This is a genomic window from Cedecea sp. AS113 (genome assembly GCF_037152415.1).
GTDB lineage: Bacteria > Pseudomonadota > Gammaproteobacteria > Enterobacterales > Enterobacteriaceae > Cedecea.
The window spans coordinates 103,366-118,287 of record NZ_JBBCMI010000006.1; the positions used below are offsets into that span (position 1 = coordinate 103,366).

Annotated in this window: 15 protein-coding genes and 1 other annotated feature (1 of these 16 only partly in view); of the genes, 11 read left to right on the forward strand and 4 right to left on the reverse strand. The window is 56.5% G+C overall.

Annotated elements, in window-relative coordinates:
* Nucleotides 1-5: a sequence feature (Phe leader region), on the forward strand; it begins 119 nt to the left of the window's first position.
* A 60-nt stretch (nt 6-65) separates the two neighbouring features.
* The 11 genes from pheS (at nt 66) to selO (ending at nt 11,306) form a co-directional block, all read left to right on the forward strand.
* Entirely contained in the window at nt 66-1,049 is a 984-nt protein-coding gene (gene pheS / locus WFN87_RS09165; protein ID WP_336982576.1) for a phenylalanine--tRNA ligase subunit alpha, read from the forward strand.
* A gap of 14 nt (nt 1,050-1,063) precedes the next feature.
* The gene (pheT, locus tag WFN87_RS09170; RefSeq protein ID WP_336982578.1) at nt 1,064-3,451 is read left to right on the forward strand and encodes a phenylalanine--tRNA ligase subunit beta; all 2,388 of its coding nucleotides are present in this window, start codon (nt 1,064-1,066) and stop codon (nt 3,449-3,451) included.
* A 4-nt stretch (nt 3,452-3,455) separates the two neighbouring features.
* Nucleotides 3,456-3,755, forward strand: coding sequence for an integration host factor subunit alpha (gene ihfA, locus WFN87_RS09175; protein ID WP_001229265.1), 300 nt, complete (start codon nt 3,456-3,458; stop codon nt 3,753-3,755).
* A 134-nt stretch (nt 3,756-3,889) separates the two neighbouring features.
* Entirely contained in the window at nt 3,890-4,849 is a 960-nt protein-coding gene (locus WFN87_RS09180) for a bifunctional helix-turn-helix transcriptional regulator/GNAT family N-acetyltransferase (RefSeq protein WP_336982584.1), read from the forward strand.
* 102 nt (nt 4,850-4,951) lie between these two features.
* On the forward strand, nt 4,952-5,932 hold the full coding sequence (gene btuC / locus WFN87_RS09185; RefSeq protein ID WP_336982586.1) for a vitamin B12 ABC transporter permease BtuC: 981 nt from the start codon (nt 4,952-4,954) through the stop codon (nt 5,930-5,932).
* A gap of 26 nt (nt 5,933-5,958) precedes the next feature.
* Entirely contained in the window at nt 5,959-6,510 is a 552-nt protein-coding gene (locus WFN87_RS09190) for a glutathione peroxidase (protein WP_336982588.1), read from the forward strand.
* 10 nt (nt 6,511-6,520) lie between these two features.
* Nucleotides 6,521-7,258: a vitamin B12 ABC transporter ATP-binding protein BtuD gene (gene btuD / locus WFN87_RS09195; protein WP_442892764.1), complete on the forward strand. Its 738-nt coding sequence runs from the start codon at nt 6,521-6,523 to the stop codon at nt 7,256-7,258.
* A 76-nt stretch (nt 7,259-7,334) separates the two neighbouring features.
* Nucleotides 7,335-7,796, forward strand: coding sequence for a C40 family peptidase (locus WFN87_RS09200; RefSeq protein WP_008456552.1), 462 nt, complete (start codon nt 7,335-7,337; stop codon nt 7,794-7,796).
* A 125-nt stretch (nt 7,797-7,921) separates the two neighbouring features.
* Nucleotides 7,922-8,896: a LacI family DNA-binding transcriptional regulator gene (locus WFN87_RS09205; RefSeq protein ID WP_336982592.1), complete on the forward strand. Its 975-nt coding sequence runs from the start codon at nt 7,922-7,924 to the stop codon at nt 8,894-8,896.
* Nucleotides 8,897-9,064: 168 nt separating this feature from the next.
* Complete coding sequence (locus WFN87_RS09210) at nt 9,065-9,796, forward strand: EAL domain-containing protein (protein ID WP_336982594.1); 732 nt, start codon at nt 9,065-9,067, stop codon at nt 9,794-9,796.
* Nucleotides 9,797-9,860: 64 nt separating this feature from the next.
* Nucleotides 9,861-11,306: a protein adenylyltransferase SelO gene (gene selO / locus WFN87_RS09215; protein WP_336982596.1), complete on the forward strand. Its 1,446-nt coding sequence runs from the start codon at nt 9,861-9,863 to the stop codon at nt 11,304-11,306.
* On the opposite strand, the gene WFN87_RS09220 is transcribed toward selO, so the two are convergent.
* The 4 genes from WFN87_RS09220 to WFN87_RS09235 are packed head-to-tail and all read right to left on the reverse strand — an operon-like array spanning nt 11,307 to nt 14,921.
* Entirely contained in the window at nt 11,307-12,086 is a 780-nt protein-coding gene (locus tag WFN87_RS09220) for a heme ABC transporter ATP-binding protein (protein WP_336982598.1), read from the reverse strand.
* Entirely contained in the window at nt 12,083-13,042 is a 960-nt protein-coding gene (locus WFN87_RS09225; protein ID WP_008456543.1) for a FecCD family ABC transporter permease, read from the reverse strand. The genes WFN87_RS09220 and WFN87_RS09225 overlap by 4 nt, the downstream gene beginning before the upstream one ends.
* Nucleotides 13,043-13,077: 35 nt before the next feature.
* Entirely contained in the window at nt 13,078-13,893 is an 816-nt protein-coding gene (locus WFN87_RS09230) for a heme/hemin ABC transporter substrate-binding protein (protein ID WP_336982600.1), read from the reverse strand.
* Complete coding sequence (locus WFN87_RS09235) at nt 13,890-14,921, reverse strand: hemin-degrading factor (RefSeq protein ID WP_336982602.1); 1,032 nt, start codon at nt 14,919-14,921, stop codon at nt 13,890-13,892. The genes WFN87_RS09230 and WFN87_RS09235 overlap by 4 nt, the downstream gene beginning before the upstream one ends.
* Between the last annotated feature and the right edge of the window lies 1 nt (nt 14,922).

The window sequence follows — 14,922 nt, forward strand, 5'->3', positions numbered from 1 at the left end:
TTTTTGCGTTTCGTTTTCGAATCAGACCAACTACCCCGGCAGTTTGCCGGCATAAGAGGAATACCATGCCACATCTCGCAGAGCTGGTTGCCAGTGCCAAAGCAGCCATAAACGATGCCCAGGATGTTGCCGCGTTAGATAATGTACGCGTCGAATATTTGGGGAAGAAGGGGCATCTGACCCTTCAAATGACCACCCTGCGTGAACTGCCACCGGAAGAACGTCCGGCTGCGGGCGCGGTGATTAACGAAGCTAAAGAGCAGGTTCAGGAAGCCCTGAACGCCCGCAAAGCTGCACTCGAAAGTGTCGCACTGAACGAACGTCTGGCTGCAGAAACGATTGACGTTTCTCTGCCTGGTCGTCGGATTGAAAACGGTGGCCTGCACCCGGTAACCCGCACCATCGATCGTATCGAAAGCTTCTTCGGCGAACTGGGGTTCACCGTAGCAACTGGCCCTGAAATCGAAGATGACTACCACAACTTCGATGCGCTGAATATTCCAGGGCACCACCCGGCGCGCGCGGACCACGATACTTTCTGGTTTGACGCGACCCGTCTGCTGCGTACCCAGACTTCTGGTGTGCAGATCCGCACCATGAAAGACAAGCAGCCGCCAATTCGTATTATTGCCCCGGGCCGCGTCTACCGTAACGACTACGATCAGACCCACACCCCGATGTTCCACCAGATGGAAGGCCTGATCGTTGACACCAACATCAACTTCACCAACCTGAAGGGAACGCTGCACGATTTCCTGAATAACTTCTTTGAAGAAGACCTGCAGATTCGCTTCCGCCCGTCCTACTTCCCGTTCACCGAGCCGTCCGCTGAAGTGGACGTGATGGGTAAAAACGGCAAGTGGCTGGAAGTACTGGGCTGCGGCATGGTGCACCCGAACGTGCTGCGTAACGTAGGTATCGATCCGGAAGTTTACTCCGGCTTCGCCTTCGGTATGGGCATGGAGCGTCTGACCATGCTGCGCTACGGCGTGACCGATCTGCGTGCATTCTTCGAAAATGATTTACGTTTCCTCAAACAGTTCAAATAAAGGCGGGATATCCAATGAAATTCAGTGAACTCTGGTTACGCGAATGGGTAAACCCAGCCAACAGCAGTGACGAACTTTCCAGCCAGATAACTATGGCCGGGCTTGAAGTTGACGGTGTCGATGCCGTAGCAGGGGCTTTTCACGGCGTTGTGGTCGGGGAAGTGGTCGAGTGCGGTCAGCATCCAAACGCCGACAAACTGCGCGTAACAAAAATTAACGTCGGTGGCGATCGCCTGCTGGATATCGTCTGCGGCGCACCAAACTGCCGTCAGGGTCTTAAAGTTGCCGTGGCGACTGTTGGCGCCGTGCTGCCGGGCGATTTCAAGATCAAAGCGGCCAAACTGCGCGGTGAGCCGTCCGAAGGGATGCTGTGCTCCTTCTCCGAGCTGGGTATTTCCGACGATCATAATGGCATTATCGAGCTGCCAGCGGACGCGCCAATCGGCACTGACATCCGCGAATACCTGAAGCTGGACGACAACACCATTGAAATCAGCGTCACGCCAAACCGTGCCGACTGCCTCGGTATTATCGGCGTAGCTCGCGACGTGGCGGTGGTGAACAAGCTGCCTCTGGTTGAGCCAGAAATTACCGCCGTGGCTGCGACTATCAATGACACGCTGCCTATTCGCGTAGACGCCGCAGAAGCTTGCCCACGTTACCTGGGCCGCGTTGTGAAAGGCATCAACGTTAAGGCACCCACGCCGCTGTGGATGAAAGAGAAGCTGCGTCGCTGCGGTATTCGTTCCATTGATGCGGTGGTTGACGTGACCAACTATGTGCTGCTGGAGCTTGGTCAGCCGATGCACGCCTTCGACCTGAACCGTATTGAAGGCGGGATCGTGGTGCGTATGGCGGAAGAGGGCGAAACCCTGGTCCTGCTGGACGGCAGCGAAGCGAAGCTCAATGCCGACACCCTGGTTATTGCCGATCACAATAAAGCGCTGGCCATGGGCGGTATCTTCGGCGGCGAGCATTCAGGCGTAAACGACGAAACCCAGAACGTACTGCTGGAATGTGCCTTCTTCAGCCCGCTGTCTATCACCGGTCGTGCGCGCCGCCATGGTCTGCATACCGATGCTTCCCACCGCTATGAGCGCGGCGTCGATCCTGCGCTGCAGTATAAAGCGATGGCGCGAGCGACTCGCCTGCTGGTGGATATCTGTGGCGGTGAAGCTGGCCCGGTTATCGATGTCACAAGCGAAGCGCACCTGCCTAAGCGCGCTACGATCACGCTCCGTCGCAGCAAACTGGACCGTCTGATTGGTCACCACATCGAAGATGCTCAGGTTAGCGACATTCTGCGTCGTCTGGGCTGCGAAGTGACCGAAGGTCAGGCGCAGTGGACTGCCGTGGCGCCGAGCTGGCGTTTCGATATGGAAATTGAAGAAGACCTGGTGGAAGAAGTGGCCCGCGTTTACGGCTACAACAGTATTCCAAACAGCCCTGTACGGGCAGGTCTGGTGATGGGCACCCATCGCGAAGCCGACCTTTCTCTGAAGCGTGTGAAAACCATGCTGGTGGACAAAGGTTACCAGGAAGTCATTACCTACAGCTTCGTCGACCCGAAAATTCAGCAGCTTTTGCACCCTGGCGAAGAAAATCTGATTCTTCCTAATCCGATCTCTACCGACATGTCCGCTATGCGCCTGTCGCTGTGGAGTGGCCTGCTGACAACCGTGGTTTATAACCAGAATCGCCAGCAAAGCCGCGTGCGTATTTTCGAGTCCGGCCTGCGCTTTGTGCCTGATACTCAGGCAGACCTTGGGATTCGTCAGGATCTTATGCTGGCGGGGGCTATCTGCGGCAACCGCTATGAAGAACACTGGGATCTGGCGCGCAACACCGTTGACTTCTATGATCTGAAAGGCGATCTGGAGTCCGTTCTGGCCCTGACCGGTAAACTTTCAGACATCGAATTCAGAGCGCAGGCAAATCCGGCCTTGCATCCTGGGCAAAGTGCTGCCATTTATTTAGCAGGTGAATGCATTGGTTTCATTGGTGTTGTTCACCCGGAACTGGAGCGTAAGCTGGACCTTAACGGCCGCACGGTGGTGTTTGAGGTGCTGTGGAGCAAGCTCGCAGACCGCGTGGTGCCTGAGGCGCAGGACGTTTCCCGCTTCCCGGCAAACCGCCGCGATATCGCTGTTGTGGTGGCTGAAAACGTCCCGGCAGCAGATGTTTTGGCCGAGTGTAAGAAAGTTGGCGCAAATCAGGTAGTTGGCGTAAACTTATTTGACGTGTACCGTGGCAAGGGCGTAGCCGATGGCTACAAGAGCCTGGCCATAAGCCTTATCCTTCAGGATACGGGCCGTACACTCGAAGAAGAGGAGATGGCCGCTACCGTTGCAAAATGTGTAGAGGCATTAAAAGAGCGATTCCAGGCATCATTGAGGGATTGAACGTATGGCGCTTACAAAAGCTGAAATGTCAGAATATCTGTTTGATAAGCTTGGGCTTAGCAAACGAGATGCCAAAGAGCTGGTAGAGCTGTTTTTCGAAGAGATCCGTCGCGCTCTGGAAAACGGTGAGCAGGTTAAACTCTCGGGCTTTGGTAATTTTGACTTACGCGATAAAAACCAACGTCCCGGGCGCAACCCGAAGACCGGTGAAGATATTCCCATTACGGCGCGCCGTGTGGTGACCTTCCGACCTGGTCAGAAGCTAAAAAGTCGGGTTGAAAACGCGTCGCCAAAAGACGAGTAACCTGAGTTAACAAAAAAGGCCGCATTCGCGGCCTTTTTCTTTTGCTTTTAAGTCCTGTTGCTTAACGACATGTGCTTGACAAACATTTCTGTCAAATGGTTGTATTGTACAACCATATTTCAACGGTATCGATCATGTCTGACAGCACCCTAATCGAATCTATACGCGCCTCATCGCGCCAGGTTGTACGCGAGCTTGGTTTTCTCAACTCAACGCTTGCCGCCACGAACTACTCTGCTTCTGCGGTTCATGCTTTGCTGGAAATTGATTCACGGGAGAACGTCACTGCGGCCGATCTGGTCCAGATTCTTGGTCTGGAGAAGTCTAGCGTCAGCCGAATGATAGGCAAACTGCGCAAGGCGGGAGAGCTTTTCGAGAGCGTTTCAGACGAAGACGCCAGAGCCAGACGACTCCGTTTGACCGCCCAGGGTAAACAAACGGTCAGGGAAATCCACAGATACGGCAGAATGCGGGTAGAGAAGGCTCTGGCGCACCTGAATACTCCGGCGCAGCAATCAGTGGCTGCTGGCCTGTCTAACTATGCTCAGGCGCTGAAAGCCTGTCGTGGTGAGTTGACGGGCGACGAGGGAAGAAAAAACTTCGAGATAATGACGGGATACCAGCCGGGTGTAATTGGCCGCGTGGCGGAAATGCACGCTAACTATTACTCAAAGCACTATAACTTCGGCTATTTTTTTGAAGGGAAAGTCGCCGCCGGGCTGGCGGAGTTTTCAGGGCGGCTGGATCGCCCGTGTAACCGCATCTGGGTGGTGCTCCACAACGGCAAAATAGTGGGTTCTGTATCCATCGATGGTGAGGATCTGGGCAATCACGAAGCCCATTTACGCTGGTTTATTCTCGACGATGAGTACCGTGGCAGCGGTATCGGGCGAGCGCTTTTACTTGAGGCGATGCGCTTTTGCGATGAGTATGGGTTTTCCTCCGTGCAGCTGTGGACTTTTAGCGGACTGAATGCAGCTCGCCATCTTTATGAGTCGATGGGATTCAAGCTAACCAGGGAATGGCAGGGCGAGCAGTGGGGAAGCTCAATGCTGGAGCAGCAGTTCACTCGTAAACGGCCAGTAGAAAAGTAATTCGGGACAGGTGCGGTATTAAGGCCTTTTCTTTGCTTGTTCTCTTCGGCGAACTCCCCGTAAAATCAGGCGCATAAACGGGGCAGAGGGAGCCTTTACGGAATGCTGAATTTTGTAACCAGACAACGCAGGTTTGAGCGACGCTGGCTAGTGGCCCTGGTCTTTGCCACGGCGACGATGCTGGCCTTGAGCCTGTGCGCCGGGGATGTCTGGTTTTCCCCTCTTTCCTGGTGGAATGATGAGGCCCGGCTCTTTATCTGGCAAATCCGCCTGCCGCGAACGTTGGCCGTCCTGCTGGTGGGGGCGGCTCTGGCCGTGACCGGCACGATTATGCAGTCGCTGTTTGAAAATCCGCTGGCCGAACCCGGTTTACTTGGCGTCTCCAACGGCGCCGGCGTTGCGCTGGTTGTTGCCCTGTTGCTCGGGCAGGGGATGCTGCCGGGCTGGGTGCTGGGGCTGTGCGCCATTTTCGGTGCCTTAGCGATCACTTTTATTCTGTTACGTTTTTCCCGTCGTCATCTCTCCACCAGTCGTCTATTACTTGCAGGTGTCGCCCTCGGCATTATTTGTAGTGCCCTGATGACCTGGGCGGTCTACTTTAGCTCAAGTCTCGACCTGCGCCAGCTGATGTACTGGATGATGGGAGGCTTTGGCGGCGTGGACTGGCGTCAGGGCTGGCTGATGGTCACGCTGCTGCCGGTGGTGGTCTGGCTGTGCCGACAGCATGCGCCGCTCAACCTGATGGCGCTCGGAGAAAACTCAGCCCGGCAGTTGGGGCTTTCCGTCTGGCTGTGGCGCAATATTTTGGTTGTGGCTACCGGCTGGCTGGTTGGCGTCAGCGTGGCGCTTGCCGGCGCGATTGGATTTGTCGGTCTGGTGATCCCGCACATGCTGCGACTCGCGGGGTTAACCGATCATCGCGTTTTGCTGCCTGCCAGTGCGCTGGCTGGGGCCGCGATCTTAACCGGCGCGGATGTGGTGGCAAGGCTTGCGCTAAGTTCTGCCGAGCTGCCCATTGGCGTGGTCACCGCTACGCTCGGCGCGCCGGTGTTTATCTGGCTATTATTGAAAGCCGGACGTTAATTCGGCTCACAGAGGAAGAGGATGATATGCAAAGCAATGTTCTGAATACCGAAGTCACCACCATTGACGGCGAAAACACCACGCTGGAGAGCTGGCAGGGAAAAGTGCTGCTGGTGGTGAACGTCGCTTCCAGGTGCGGCCTGACGCCGCAGTATGAGCAACTGGAAAACCTGCAAAAAGACTTTGAAGCTCAGGGGTTCAGCGTGCTTGGTTTCCCATGTAATCAGTTCCTGGGGCAAGAGCCTGGCAGCAGCGAAGAAATTAAAACCTTCTGCAGCACTACCTACGGCGTGACGTTCCCGCTGTTTAGCAAAATCGATGTCAACGGCGAGCACCGACATCCGTTTTATCAGAAGCTGATTGATGCGCGCCCGGCAGCCATTGCCCCGGAAGGCAGCGGTTTTCTGGAGCGAATGAGCAGCAAAGGGCGTGGCCCGCTTTACCCTGACGACATCCTGTGGAATTTCGAAAAATTCCTGATTGGCCGTGATGGCAAAGTGATTCAGCGTTTCTCTCCGGACATGACGCCGGAAGATCCTGTGGTGCTGGACGCCATTAAACAGGCGTTGGCTAAATAAGTTGTCCCTGCTGCAGCTGACAGGCGTCACCGTCGCGGGCCGGGTTGGGCCAATATCTGCGGCGGTGGAGCCCGGAGAACTTATCCATCTTGTCGGGCCGAACGGGGCAGGTAAGAGCACGCTGCTCGCGCGAATGGCAGGGTTAAGCGCCGGGCAAGGCAGCCTTCTGTTTAACCAGCAGCCGCTTGACGACTGGTTGCCTGCCGGGCTATCCCGACATCGTGCCTGGCTAAGCCAGCAGCAGCTTCCTCCTTTTGCAATGCCCGTCTGGCATTACCTGCAGCTACATCAATCCTCGCCTGAGTCCGAAGCGGCAATGCTGCGTCTGGCGGCGTCGCTATGGCTCTCAGACAAACTGACCCGGTCGGTCAACCAGCTTTCCGGCGGTGAATGGCAGCGCGTTCGCCTTGCCGCCGTGCTGCTGCAGATTGATCCCTCGGCCAATCCCGAAGGGCAGCTCTTGCTGCTGGATGAGCCGATGAACAGCCTTGATGTCGCCCAGCAGGCCGCATTAGATCGCCTGTTGCTTGCCTTTTGTGAGACGGGTATTGCGGTAGTGATGAGCAGCCATGATTTGAACCATAGCCTGCGTCATGCCCATAAAGTGTGGCTCTTGCGTGAGGGAAAAATGATCGCTCAGGGGCCGAAGGATGAAGTGCTGACGCCAAAAAATTTAGCCGCAGCTTACCAAATGCCGTTCCGACTCTTGCGTATCGAAGGGCACAGTATGCTGATAAGCCCGCTATAACATCGTGGAAAGCTTGCAATAATTCCGGGCGACAGGCTAAATTACTGGAAACAGCAAGACCGGGAGTTGTCTGAAAATGCGTTTGTGGCTTATTGCAGTGGCATGCATAGTGTTGGTGGGGTGTAGTCATAATGCCCCTCATCCGAACGCCAGGCTTTCCGATTCCATCACCGTTATCGCTCAGCTAAACGATCAGCTCCGCAGCTGGCACGGCACGCCGTACACCTACGGTGGCATGAGTCGACGCGGCGTGGACTGTTCGGGCTTCGTGCTGATGACCTTCCGCGACAGGTTCGATCTGATGCTGCCGCGCATGACCAGCGAGCAGGCAGAAATCGGCACAAAAATCGATAAAGACGACCTGCTGCCTGGCGATCTGGTGTTCTTCAAAACCGGCTCGGGCGAAAGCGGCCTGCACGTCGGCATTTATGACACCGACAACACCTTTATTCACGCGTCTACCAGTCGCGGCGTTATGCGTTCCTCTCTGGACAACGTCTACTGGCGTAAAAAATTCTGGCAAGCCCGCCGCATATAGCCTTTCTTGTTTGTTCTTGACTGAAAATCGTGACCGTTCCCGCAAATCTGCGGGCAACGTCAACGGTATTGGCAATATCAGGTAATATCGGGATGCATTGTGCTTTTCCCGCTAAGGATTGTGTCATGGTCACCCTCGAAGATGTTGCTGCCCACGCCGGCGTCTCCCGCGCCACCGTATCCCGCGTGGTGAATGGCGACACTAAGGTTAAATCGCAAACCCGCGTTAAAGTGGAGGCCGCGATTGCTGAACTGGGCTATTCCCCCAATCCTGCAGCCAGAGCGCTGGCGTCCAGCCAGAGCCATTCCATTGGTCTGGTAACCACGTCATACACCGGGGGTTTCTTCGGGACGCTGATGGATACGGTGCAAAGTGAAGCTGAATCCCACGGCAAGCAACTGCTGGTGACGCAGGGGCGTGGCGTAGAAGAGAACGAGCGCAATGCCATTCAGCGACTCTACAATCTGCGCTGTGATGGCTTGATTCTCCATGTCCGTGCCATCGCGGACGAAACGCTGCTTCAACTGGCGGAACGAGGTAACCGGTTTATCATCCTCGACAGAGACGTGCCCGCATTAAGCCCGCGCTGCGTGGTCTTCGATCATCGTCTTGCCAGCCACATGGCCACCCGCTATTTGCTGGATGCCGGCCACCTGGCAATCGCCTGCCTGCATGGCCCGACCCAGCGCGCCTCCAGCCTCTTACGACGCCAGGGCTTTCTCGATGCCATGGAAGAGCAGGGCATTACCCCGGTGGCGGTGGTGGAAGGCGAGTACGATATGCCCAGCGGCTATCGGCAAACCTCGGCCTTGCTGGATGAATATAAAATCAGCGCCCTTTATTGCTGTAACGAAGAGATGGCCGTCGGGGCGATGCTGGCCATTACCGAGCGGGGCTTACGCATTCCTCTGGATATATCCCTTATTTGTTATGACAGTGGCGATCGTGCGGCATTTGTCCGCCCGGCGTTAACCAGCGTTTATTTCCCAATAGGCGACATGGCCCGCTTTGCCACGCGTAAATTACTGAATGAACATTGTGAGAATGAATCTTTTTTACCTTGCATCATGGCTCGTGATTCCGTTCGGAATTTACGTTAAAAACTGGCTATGTACGGATATCCAGGATAAGCTAAAAGTTATTAAAACATAAAGCTTAAACGTTTCAGGGATGAGTGTGAAATTCACAGCGATAGCAGCTATCCGACTATTTTCGGATTGGCGCTGTATCTCTCTGCCGTCCAACCAGAAATCCACAGGGCTGGCAAAATGATTGTTTCACTTGATAGTGTTTATTGTTCTCACCTCTACTATCGCCCCGCCGTCAGGCCGGACGCTAGCATTTTGGGCGTCGAAATCGTTGCTAACTTCGTGGGGGCCGACGCGCCGGTTCGTATTCCAACCGAATTGTTAATTCCTCATCTTGCGCCTGAACAGCATCTCGAACTGTTTAGAGAAAAATTAACGCAAATAGAAGAACATCAGCATTTCTTTATCACCCGGTACCTTGTTGTCTGGGTTCATATTAATGAAACTATTGTTGATGCGCTAATTAACAACCAGGATTTATATATCCGGCTAAAGGCTTTGCCGTTTATTGAATTAATGATTAGCGAAAGCTTTCCTGATTTAAATAGCGGCAAAACGAATTTAAGACTGGCCTGGCTGGCTGAACGTTTCCCACTCGGTTTGGCTGACTTTGGTGCAGGCAATGCCACCACAAAATCTATTTTTGATGGTCTGTTCCGGCATGTGATCATGGACCGATTTTTTGTTCAGAAACAGCTTCCTGGCCGCACTTTCTCGCCCTTTATGCTTGCCATTCTTGGACAGGTTTCGCCGTTTTGTCAGGCATTGTTGATTGCCGGGATAGATACCGCCAGCGCGCGACGTAAAGTGCAGGGTTTAGGCTTTGCCGCGATGCAGGGCAAACTCTGGCCGCTGGTGCCGCCGGAAGGACTGGCCTCACTTTTCCCCCCTCATGAAGGTCTGGTTCACTAAAGCCCCTGCTGCTCGACTGTGTTTAAAATGCATTACTGGGGCTACACTGTCGGGCGGAGGAACCATGACCAATACTTTAACTTTTCTGAATACCTGGCACGATGAGCTGCCGGGGTTCTATAGCGAATTAACCCCCACGCCGCTGAAAAACGCCCGGCTGCTTTATCACAGCCAGCCGCTGGCAGACGATCTGGGGATTAACGCCTCGTTTTTTGCTGCACCACAGCAGGGGATCTGGAGTGGCGAAACGCTGCTGCCCGGCATGCAGCCGCTCGCCCAGGTTTATAGCGGGCACCAGTTCGGCGTCTGGGCAGGGCAACTGGGGGACGGGCGCGGTATTTTACTGGGAGAGCAGCAGCTGGCGGACGGACGCAAGGTTGACTGGCATCTCAAAGGCGCAGGCTTGACGCCGTACTCTCGCATGGGCGATGGCCGGGCCGTGCTGCGCTCCACTGTTCGCGAATTTCTCGCCAGCGAAGCCATGCATGCTTTAGGCATTCCGACGACGCGAGCGTTAACTATAGTCACCAGCGATACGCCGGTACAGCGTGAAATGGTTGAGCAGGGGGCAATGCTGCTGCGGGTGTCCGAAAGCCATCTGCGTTTTGGGCATTTTGAGCATTTCTACTATCGCCGCGAGCCGGAAAAAGTTCAGCAGCTTGCCGATTACGCCATTCATCACCACTGGCCGCATCTGCAGGGGCTTGAAGAACGCTATGAGCTGTGGTTTACCGACGTGGTGGCGCGTACCGCCGCGCTCATTGCCAGCTGGCAAACGGTGGGCTTTGCCCACGGGGTAATGAACACCGACAACATGTCGATTCTTGGCCTGACCATGGACTACGGCCCGTATGGCTTCCTCGACGACTATCAGCCTGAATTTATCTGTAACCATTCCGACTACCAGGGCCGGTATGCCTTCGACAACCAGCCGGCGGTAGGGCTGTGGAACCTACAGCGCCTGGCGCAGACGCTGTCGCCGTTTATTACGGCCGAGAAGCTGAACGCGATTCTGGATGGCTACCAGCCGGCAATTATGCGTGCTTTTGGCCAGCGGATGCGCGCCAAACTGGGGCTTTTCACCGAACAGCAGGCCGATAACCTAATCCTGAGTGAGCTCTTCGCCCTGATGAGCAAAGAAGGCAGCGATTACACGCGTACCTTCCGGATGCTGAGCGTGACGGAGCAGCTCAGCGCGGCGTCGCCGCTGCGGGATGAATTTATCGACAGGGCAAGTTTTGATGCCTGGTTTGGGCGCTATCGTGAGCGGCTTCAGGCGGAGCAGGTGAGTGATGCCGAACGCCAGCAGAAAATGCAGGCGGTGAACCCGGCGCTGGTCTTACGCAACTGGCTGGCACAGCGGGCAATCGAAGCTGCCGAAAAGGGCGATACTCGTGAACTGGCTAAACTCCACGAGGCGCTGCTCCAGCCGTTCTCCGATCGTGAGGACGATATGACGCAGCGCCCACCTGACTGGGGAAAACGGCTGGAAGTCAGCTGTTCAAGCTGATCACTGGCGCAGGCCTACCTGAGGAACCGGGTGTTCCGGATGTCGGAACACCCGCAGATCGGCCTGATACCAACGCTGCAACGTTTGCTCTTCCAGCACTTCATCAGGCGTTCCGTTTGCCACCAGCCTGCCTTTATGTAACAGCACGATACGGTCGGCCCAGAGTGCCGCCAGATTCAAATCGTGCAGCACAACGCAGACCGATAACGTCCCCATTTGCGCCAGGCGACGCAGCAGGCGCAGCACATGCTGCTGGTGGTAGAGATCCAGCGCCGACGTAGGCTCGTCCAGAAACAGCCAGCCGTGAGGCTGCCCGTCGCACCAAAGCTGCGCCAGCGCCCGGGCAAGCTGCACCCGCTGTTGCTCGCCGCCTGACAGACGACAAAAATCTCTGCCGCTCAGAGAGTCGCACCCGGTCAGCGCCATGACTTCCGCCACGACGCCGGCCGTTGACGCCTGCGGCCACGGTGCACGGCCCATAGCGATCACGTCTTCTACCGTCCAGCTAAACGCCATGCTGCTTTGCTGGCGCATCACCGCGCGTTTGCGGGACAGCGCTTCGTTGGACCACTGATTCAAATCCTGGCCTGCCAGCGCAACGTGCCCGCTGTCAGGCTGTTGAAACCCGGTTAACAGCCGCAACAGCGTGGATTTGCCCGCGCCGTTTGGGCCAATCAGCGCCACAACTTCACCCGGCTTCAGGCTGACATTGACGTTATCAATCAGATAACGGTGGTCCAGCTTCAGCGAAATATCGTGCGTGGACAAAACTTCATTCATCTCGCGCTCTCCTTGCTGCGAAAGATCATCGCCAGGAACCAGGGGCCGCCTATCAGGCTGGTCAACAGGCCTACAGGCATTTCTGCTGGCGCGACAATCGTTCTCGCCAGCGTATCGGCCACCAACAGCAGCATGGCACCGGCCAGCACGGAGCCGGGCACCAGCCAGCGATGATCGGACCCAAGCCACATGCGCACCAGATGCGGAACCACCAGACCAACGAAGCCGATCACGCCGCTGATGGCTACCGCCGCAGCAACCAACAATGCGCTCAGGATCAGCAAATGCCGCTGGGTTGTTTTGACATCCACGCCCAGGTAATGCGCTTCCTCATCACCAAGCTGGAGCAAATTCAGGCGCTTTGAAAGCAGCCAGATGCCCAGGCTTGCAGGAAGAATAAGCGACGCGGTGGCGAGCAGCGTGGACCATTGTGCCTGGCCCAGGCTCCCCATGCCCCACAGAGAAAGCTGGCGCAGCTGAGTGTCGTTGCTTATCCACGACAGCACGCCAACCGCCGCGCCGCACAGCGCATTGATGGCGATGCCCACCAGCAGCAGGCGAGACAAACTGTTGGTGCCTTTCCGGCTAAGCAGGAAAATCGCCAGCGTCACCGCCAGGCTGCCTACAAACGCTGCCAGCATAGGGGCATAAAGCGCTAAAACCGCCGGCAGAGCCAGCGGCATAACAATCGACAGCCCCACCGCCAGCGCGGCCCCGCTGCTGATCCCAAGCAGTCCCGGATCGGCAAGCGGGTTACGGAACAACCCCTGCATCACGCAGCCCGACAGCGCCAGCGCGCCGCCGATCAGCGCCGCCAGCAGCACCCTCGGCAGACGGATGTTGAGCCAGATGTCACGCAGCGTGTCGTCATGCGTCTGCCACAGCACGGCCACAGACAGCCGCATGGCGCCGAGGTTAGCGGCAATAAGCGCCATTGCCAGCAAAACCAGCCCCATCAAACACAGGGCATGGTGAGGCAAAGGTCGGCGTATCACGGCAGTTGCTCCGCTTTTTTGCGCAGGGCGAGGATCGTCTGCGGGGTATCAATGCCAAAGCCGAGCAGCGCCATGTCATCGACGACCATCAGCTGTTTATTTTTCCCGGCTGGCGTTTGCGCAAGCCCTGGCAATGCCCAGACTTTGGCTTCTCCACCGAGGGTTTTCACCCCATCGGTGGTGACCAGGATCAGGTCAGGTTTGCTGGCGATCACGCCTTCCTGAGACAGCGGCTGGTAGCGCTTGAAGCCCTGCATGGCATTGTCCAGTCCGGCGGCGTGAATCGCGGCATCCGCGGCGGTTTCCTGCCCGGCAGCCATGGCGGTCATGCCGCCGTGGCTCATAATGAACAGCACTTTTTTGCCCAGCGGTTTGGCCGGGATCGCCGCTAGCTGGTCGTGAAGCGTTTTGCGCAGCTTGTCGCCTTCGGCTGTTTTACCCAGCGCGGTAGCCACGGCAGCCACTTTGGCATCAATGCTCTCGAGGTTATTTTCCGCCGGAACGGTAACCACTTTCACTTTGCTGGCCTCAACCTGCTTCAGCGCCATGGATGGCTGAGCCTGAGCGCTGGCCAGTACCAGCGTCGGGCGCATGGCTAGAATACCCTCGGCATTAAGCTGGCGCAGGTAGCCCACATCCGGCAGTTTTTTCACGGCATCGGGATGAAGGCTCGTGCTATCACGAGCCACCACATCCTGACCCGCACCCAGAGCCCAGGCAATATCGGTGACGTCGCCACCGATGGTTACCACGCGCTCGGCCGCACCTGCCATCAATGGCAGGGCGAGGATGGCGAGCAGCAGGCGTTTCATGCCGCTAACCCTTTGCCGATCAGGGCTTCAATTTGCAGACGCCACTGCTCCTGCTCCGGCTGGCCTTCAGTACGTTGGCCGTACAGCTGGGCAATTTGCGTGCCGTCGGCGGCAAACAGCTCGAGGCTGGTCACGTGGCCGTCGGCGGTTGGTTTGCGGGTTACCCAGCTTTCGGCGATGGTGTCGCCCATCAGGTGCAGGGTGAATTCCGGGTTGAACACGTTGACCCAGTTTTCCATCGGGACCACTTTGCGGATTTCACCGGTGAAGATCTGCACGCAGCCGCGGTTGCCGACGAAAATCATGATCTCGTTGCCGTCTTCTTTCGCCTGGTTCAGCAGTTGGGACAGCGCTTCGTTATCTACGCGACAGGCCAGATCGTCTTTCACCAGGCGGAAAGCCTGCTGGCGAGTCAGCTGATGGCGTTTAAGCAGCTGGAAGAACTGGTGTACATCGGTCATTGCGCGCCATTCTGCGTCCACTTTGTCGGCCTCGACCGTAGGCGTCATTACCGCTTCTTCAACGGCTTTGATCGCCAGCGCCGGGTTGTCGGTGTGGATGAAACGGGTCAGCACCTGGCTCCAGGCTTCAACATCGGTGTTGTCGGTGGTGTATACCTTCAGCAGCGCATCACCCTGATGATCAAAGAATTGAATGCTCTGGCGTTCGCCGCGAGCGGTCTCTTCCCGGACGTGGAACACGCTCGCCCACTGGTTCAGGAACAAACGCAGATCCAGCGCACGAGGATTCAGTACCAGCCCGGCGTGGCCGTTAAGGTGCTGGTTCTCAAAGCGGCCTACCTGCTCGTGAACGGCATATTCGTTACGGCAGATGCACTTTGTTTCCCCCACGGCTTCCAGCGCGGCGAAGATCTCTTTCACATCGCCATCCAGGCGCCATGCGTCGTGCCCGACGCGGGCATGGGTCAGTTCCGCCTCGCTGATGTGCATCAGTTTGGCGATATCCCGGGCATATTTTTTCGGGTGTTCTTGCTTAAGCTGGATCCAGCTGTCGTAACGCTGACTCATG

Coding starts and splice junctions, on each gene's coding strand:
- WFN87_RS09180 (WP_336982584.1), top strand. CDS start 3,890: ATGTCTGACAGCACCCTAATCGAATCTATACGCGCCTCATCGCGCCAG.
- pheS (WP_336982576.1), top strand. CDS start 66: ATGCCACATCTCGCAGAGCTGGTTGCCAGTGCCAAAGCAGCCATAAAC.
- WFN87_RS09205 (WP_336982592.1), top strand. CDS start 7,922: ATGGTCACCCTCGAAGATGTTGCTGCCCACGCCGGCGTCTCCCGCGCC.
- pheT (WP_336982578.1), top strand. CDS start 1,064: ATGAAATTCAGTGAACTCTGGTTACGCGAATGGGTAAACCCAGCCAAC.
- WFN87_RS09235 (WP_336982602.1), bottom strand. CDS start 14,921: ATGAGTCAGCGTTACGACAGCTGGATCCAGCTTAAGCAAGAACACCCG.
- WFN87_RS09200 (WP_008456552.1), top strand. CDS start 7,335: ATGCGTTTGTGGCTTATTGCAGTGGCATGCATAGTGTTGGTGGGGTGT.
- btuC (WP_336982586.1), top strand. CDS start 4,952: ATGCTGAATTTTGTAACCAGACAACGCAGGTTTGAGCGACGCTGGCTA.
- WFN87_RS09210 (WP_336982594.1), top strand. CDS start 9,065: ATGATTGTTTCACTTGATAGTGTTTATTGTTCTCACCTCTACTATCGC.
- selO (WP_336982596.1), top strand. CDS start 9,861: ATGACCAATACTTTAACTTTTCTGAATACCTGGCACGATGAGCTGCCG.
- ihfA (WP_001229265.1), top strand. CDS start 3,456: ATGGCGCTTACAAAAGCTGAAATGTCAGAATATCTGTTTGATAAGCTT.
- WFN87_RS09230 (WP_336982600.1), bottom strand. CDS start 13,893: ATGAAACGCCTGCTGCTCGCCATCCTCGCCCTGCCATTGATGGCAGGT.
- WFN87_RS09220 (WP_336982598.1), bottom strand. CDS start 12,086: ATGAATGAAGTTTTGTCCACGCACGATATTTCGCTGAAGCTGGACCAC.
- WFN87_RS09225 (WP_008456543.1), bottom strand. CDS start 13,042: ATGGGGCTGGTTTTGCTGGCAATGGCGCTTATTGCCGCTAACCTCGGC.
- WFN87_RS09190 (WP_336982588.1), top strand. CDS start 5,959: ATGCAAAGCAATGTTCTGAATACCGAAGTCACCACCATTGACGGCGAA.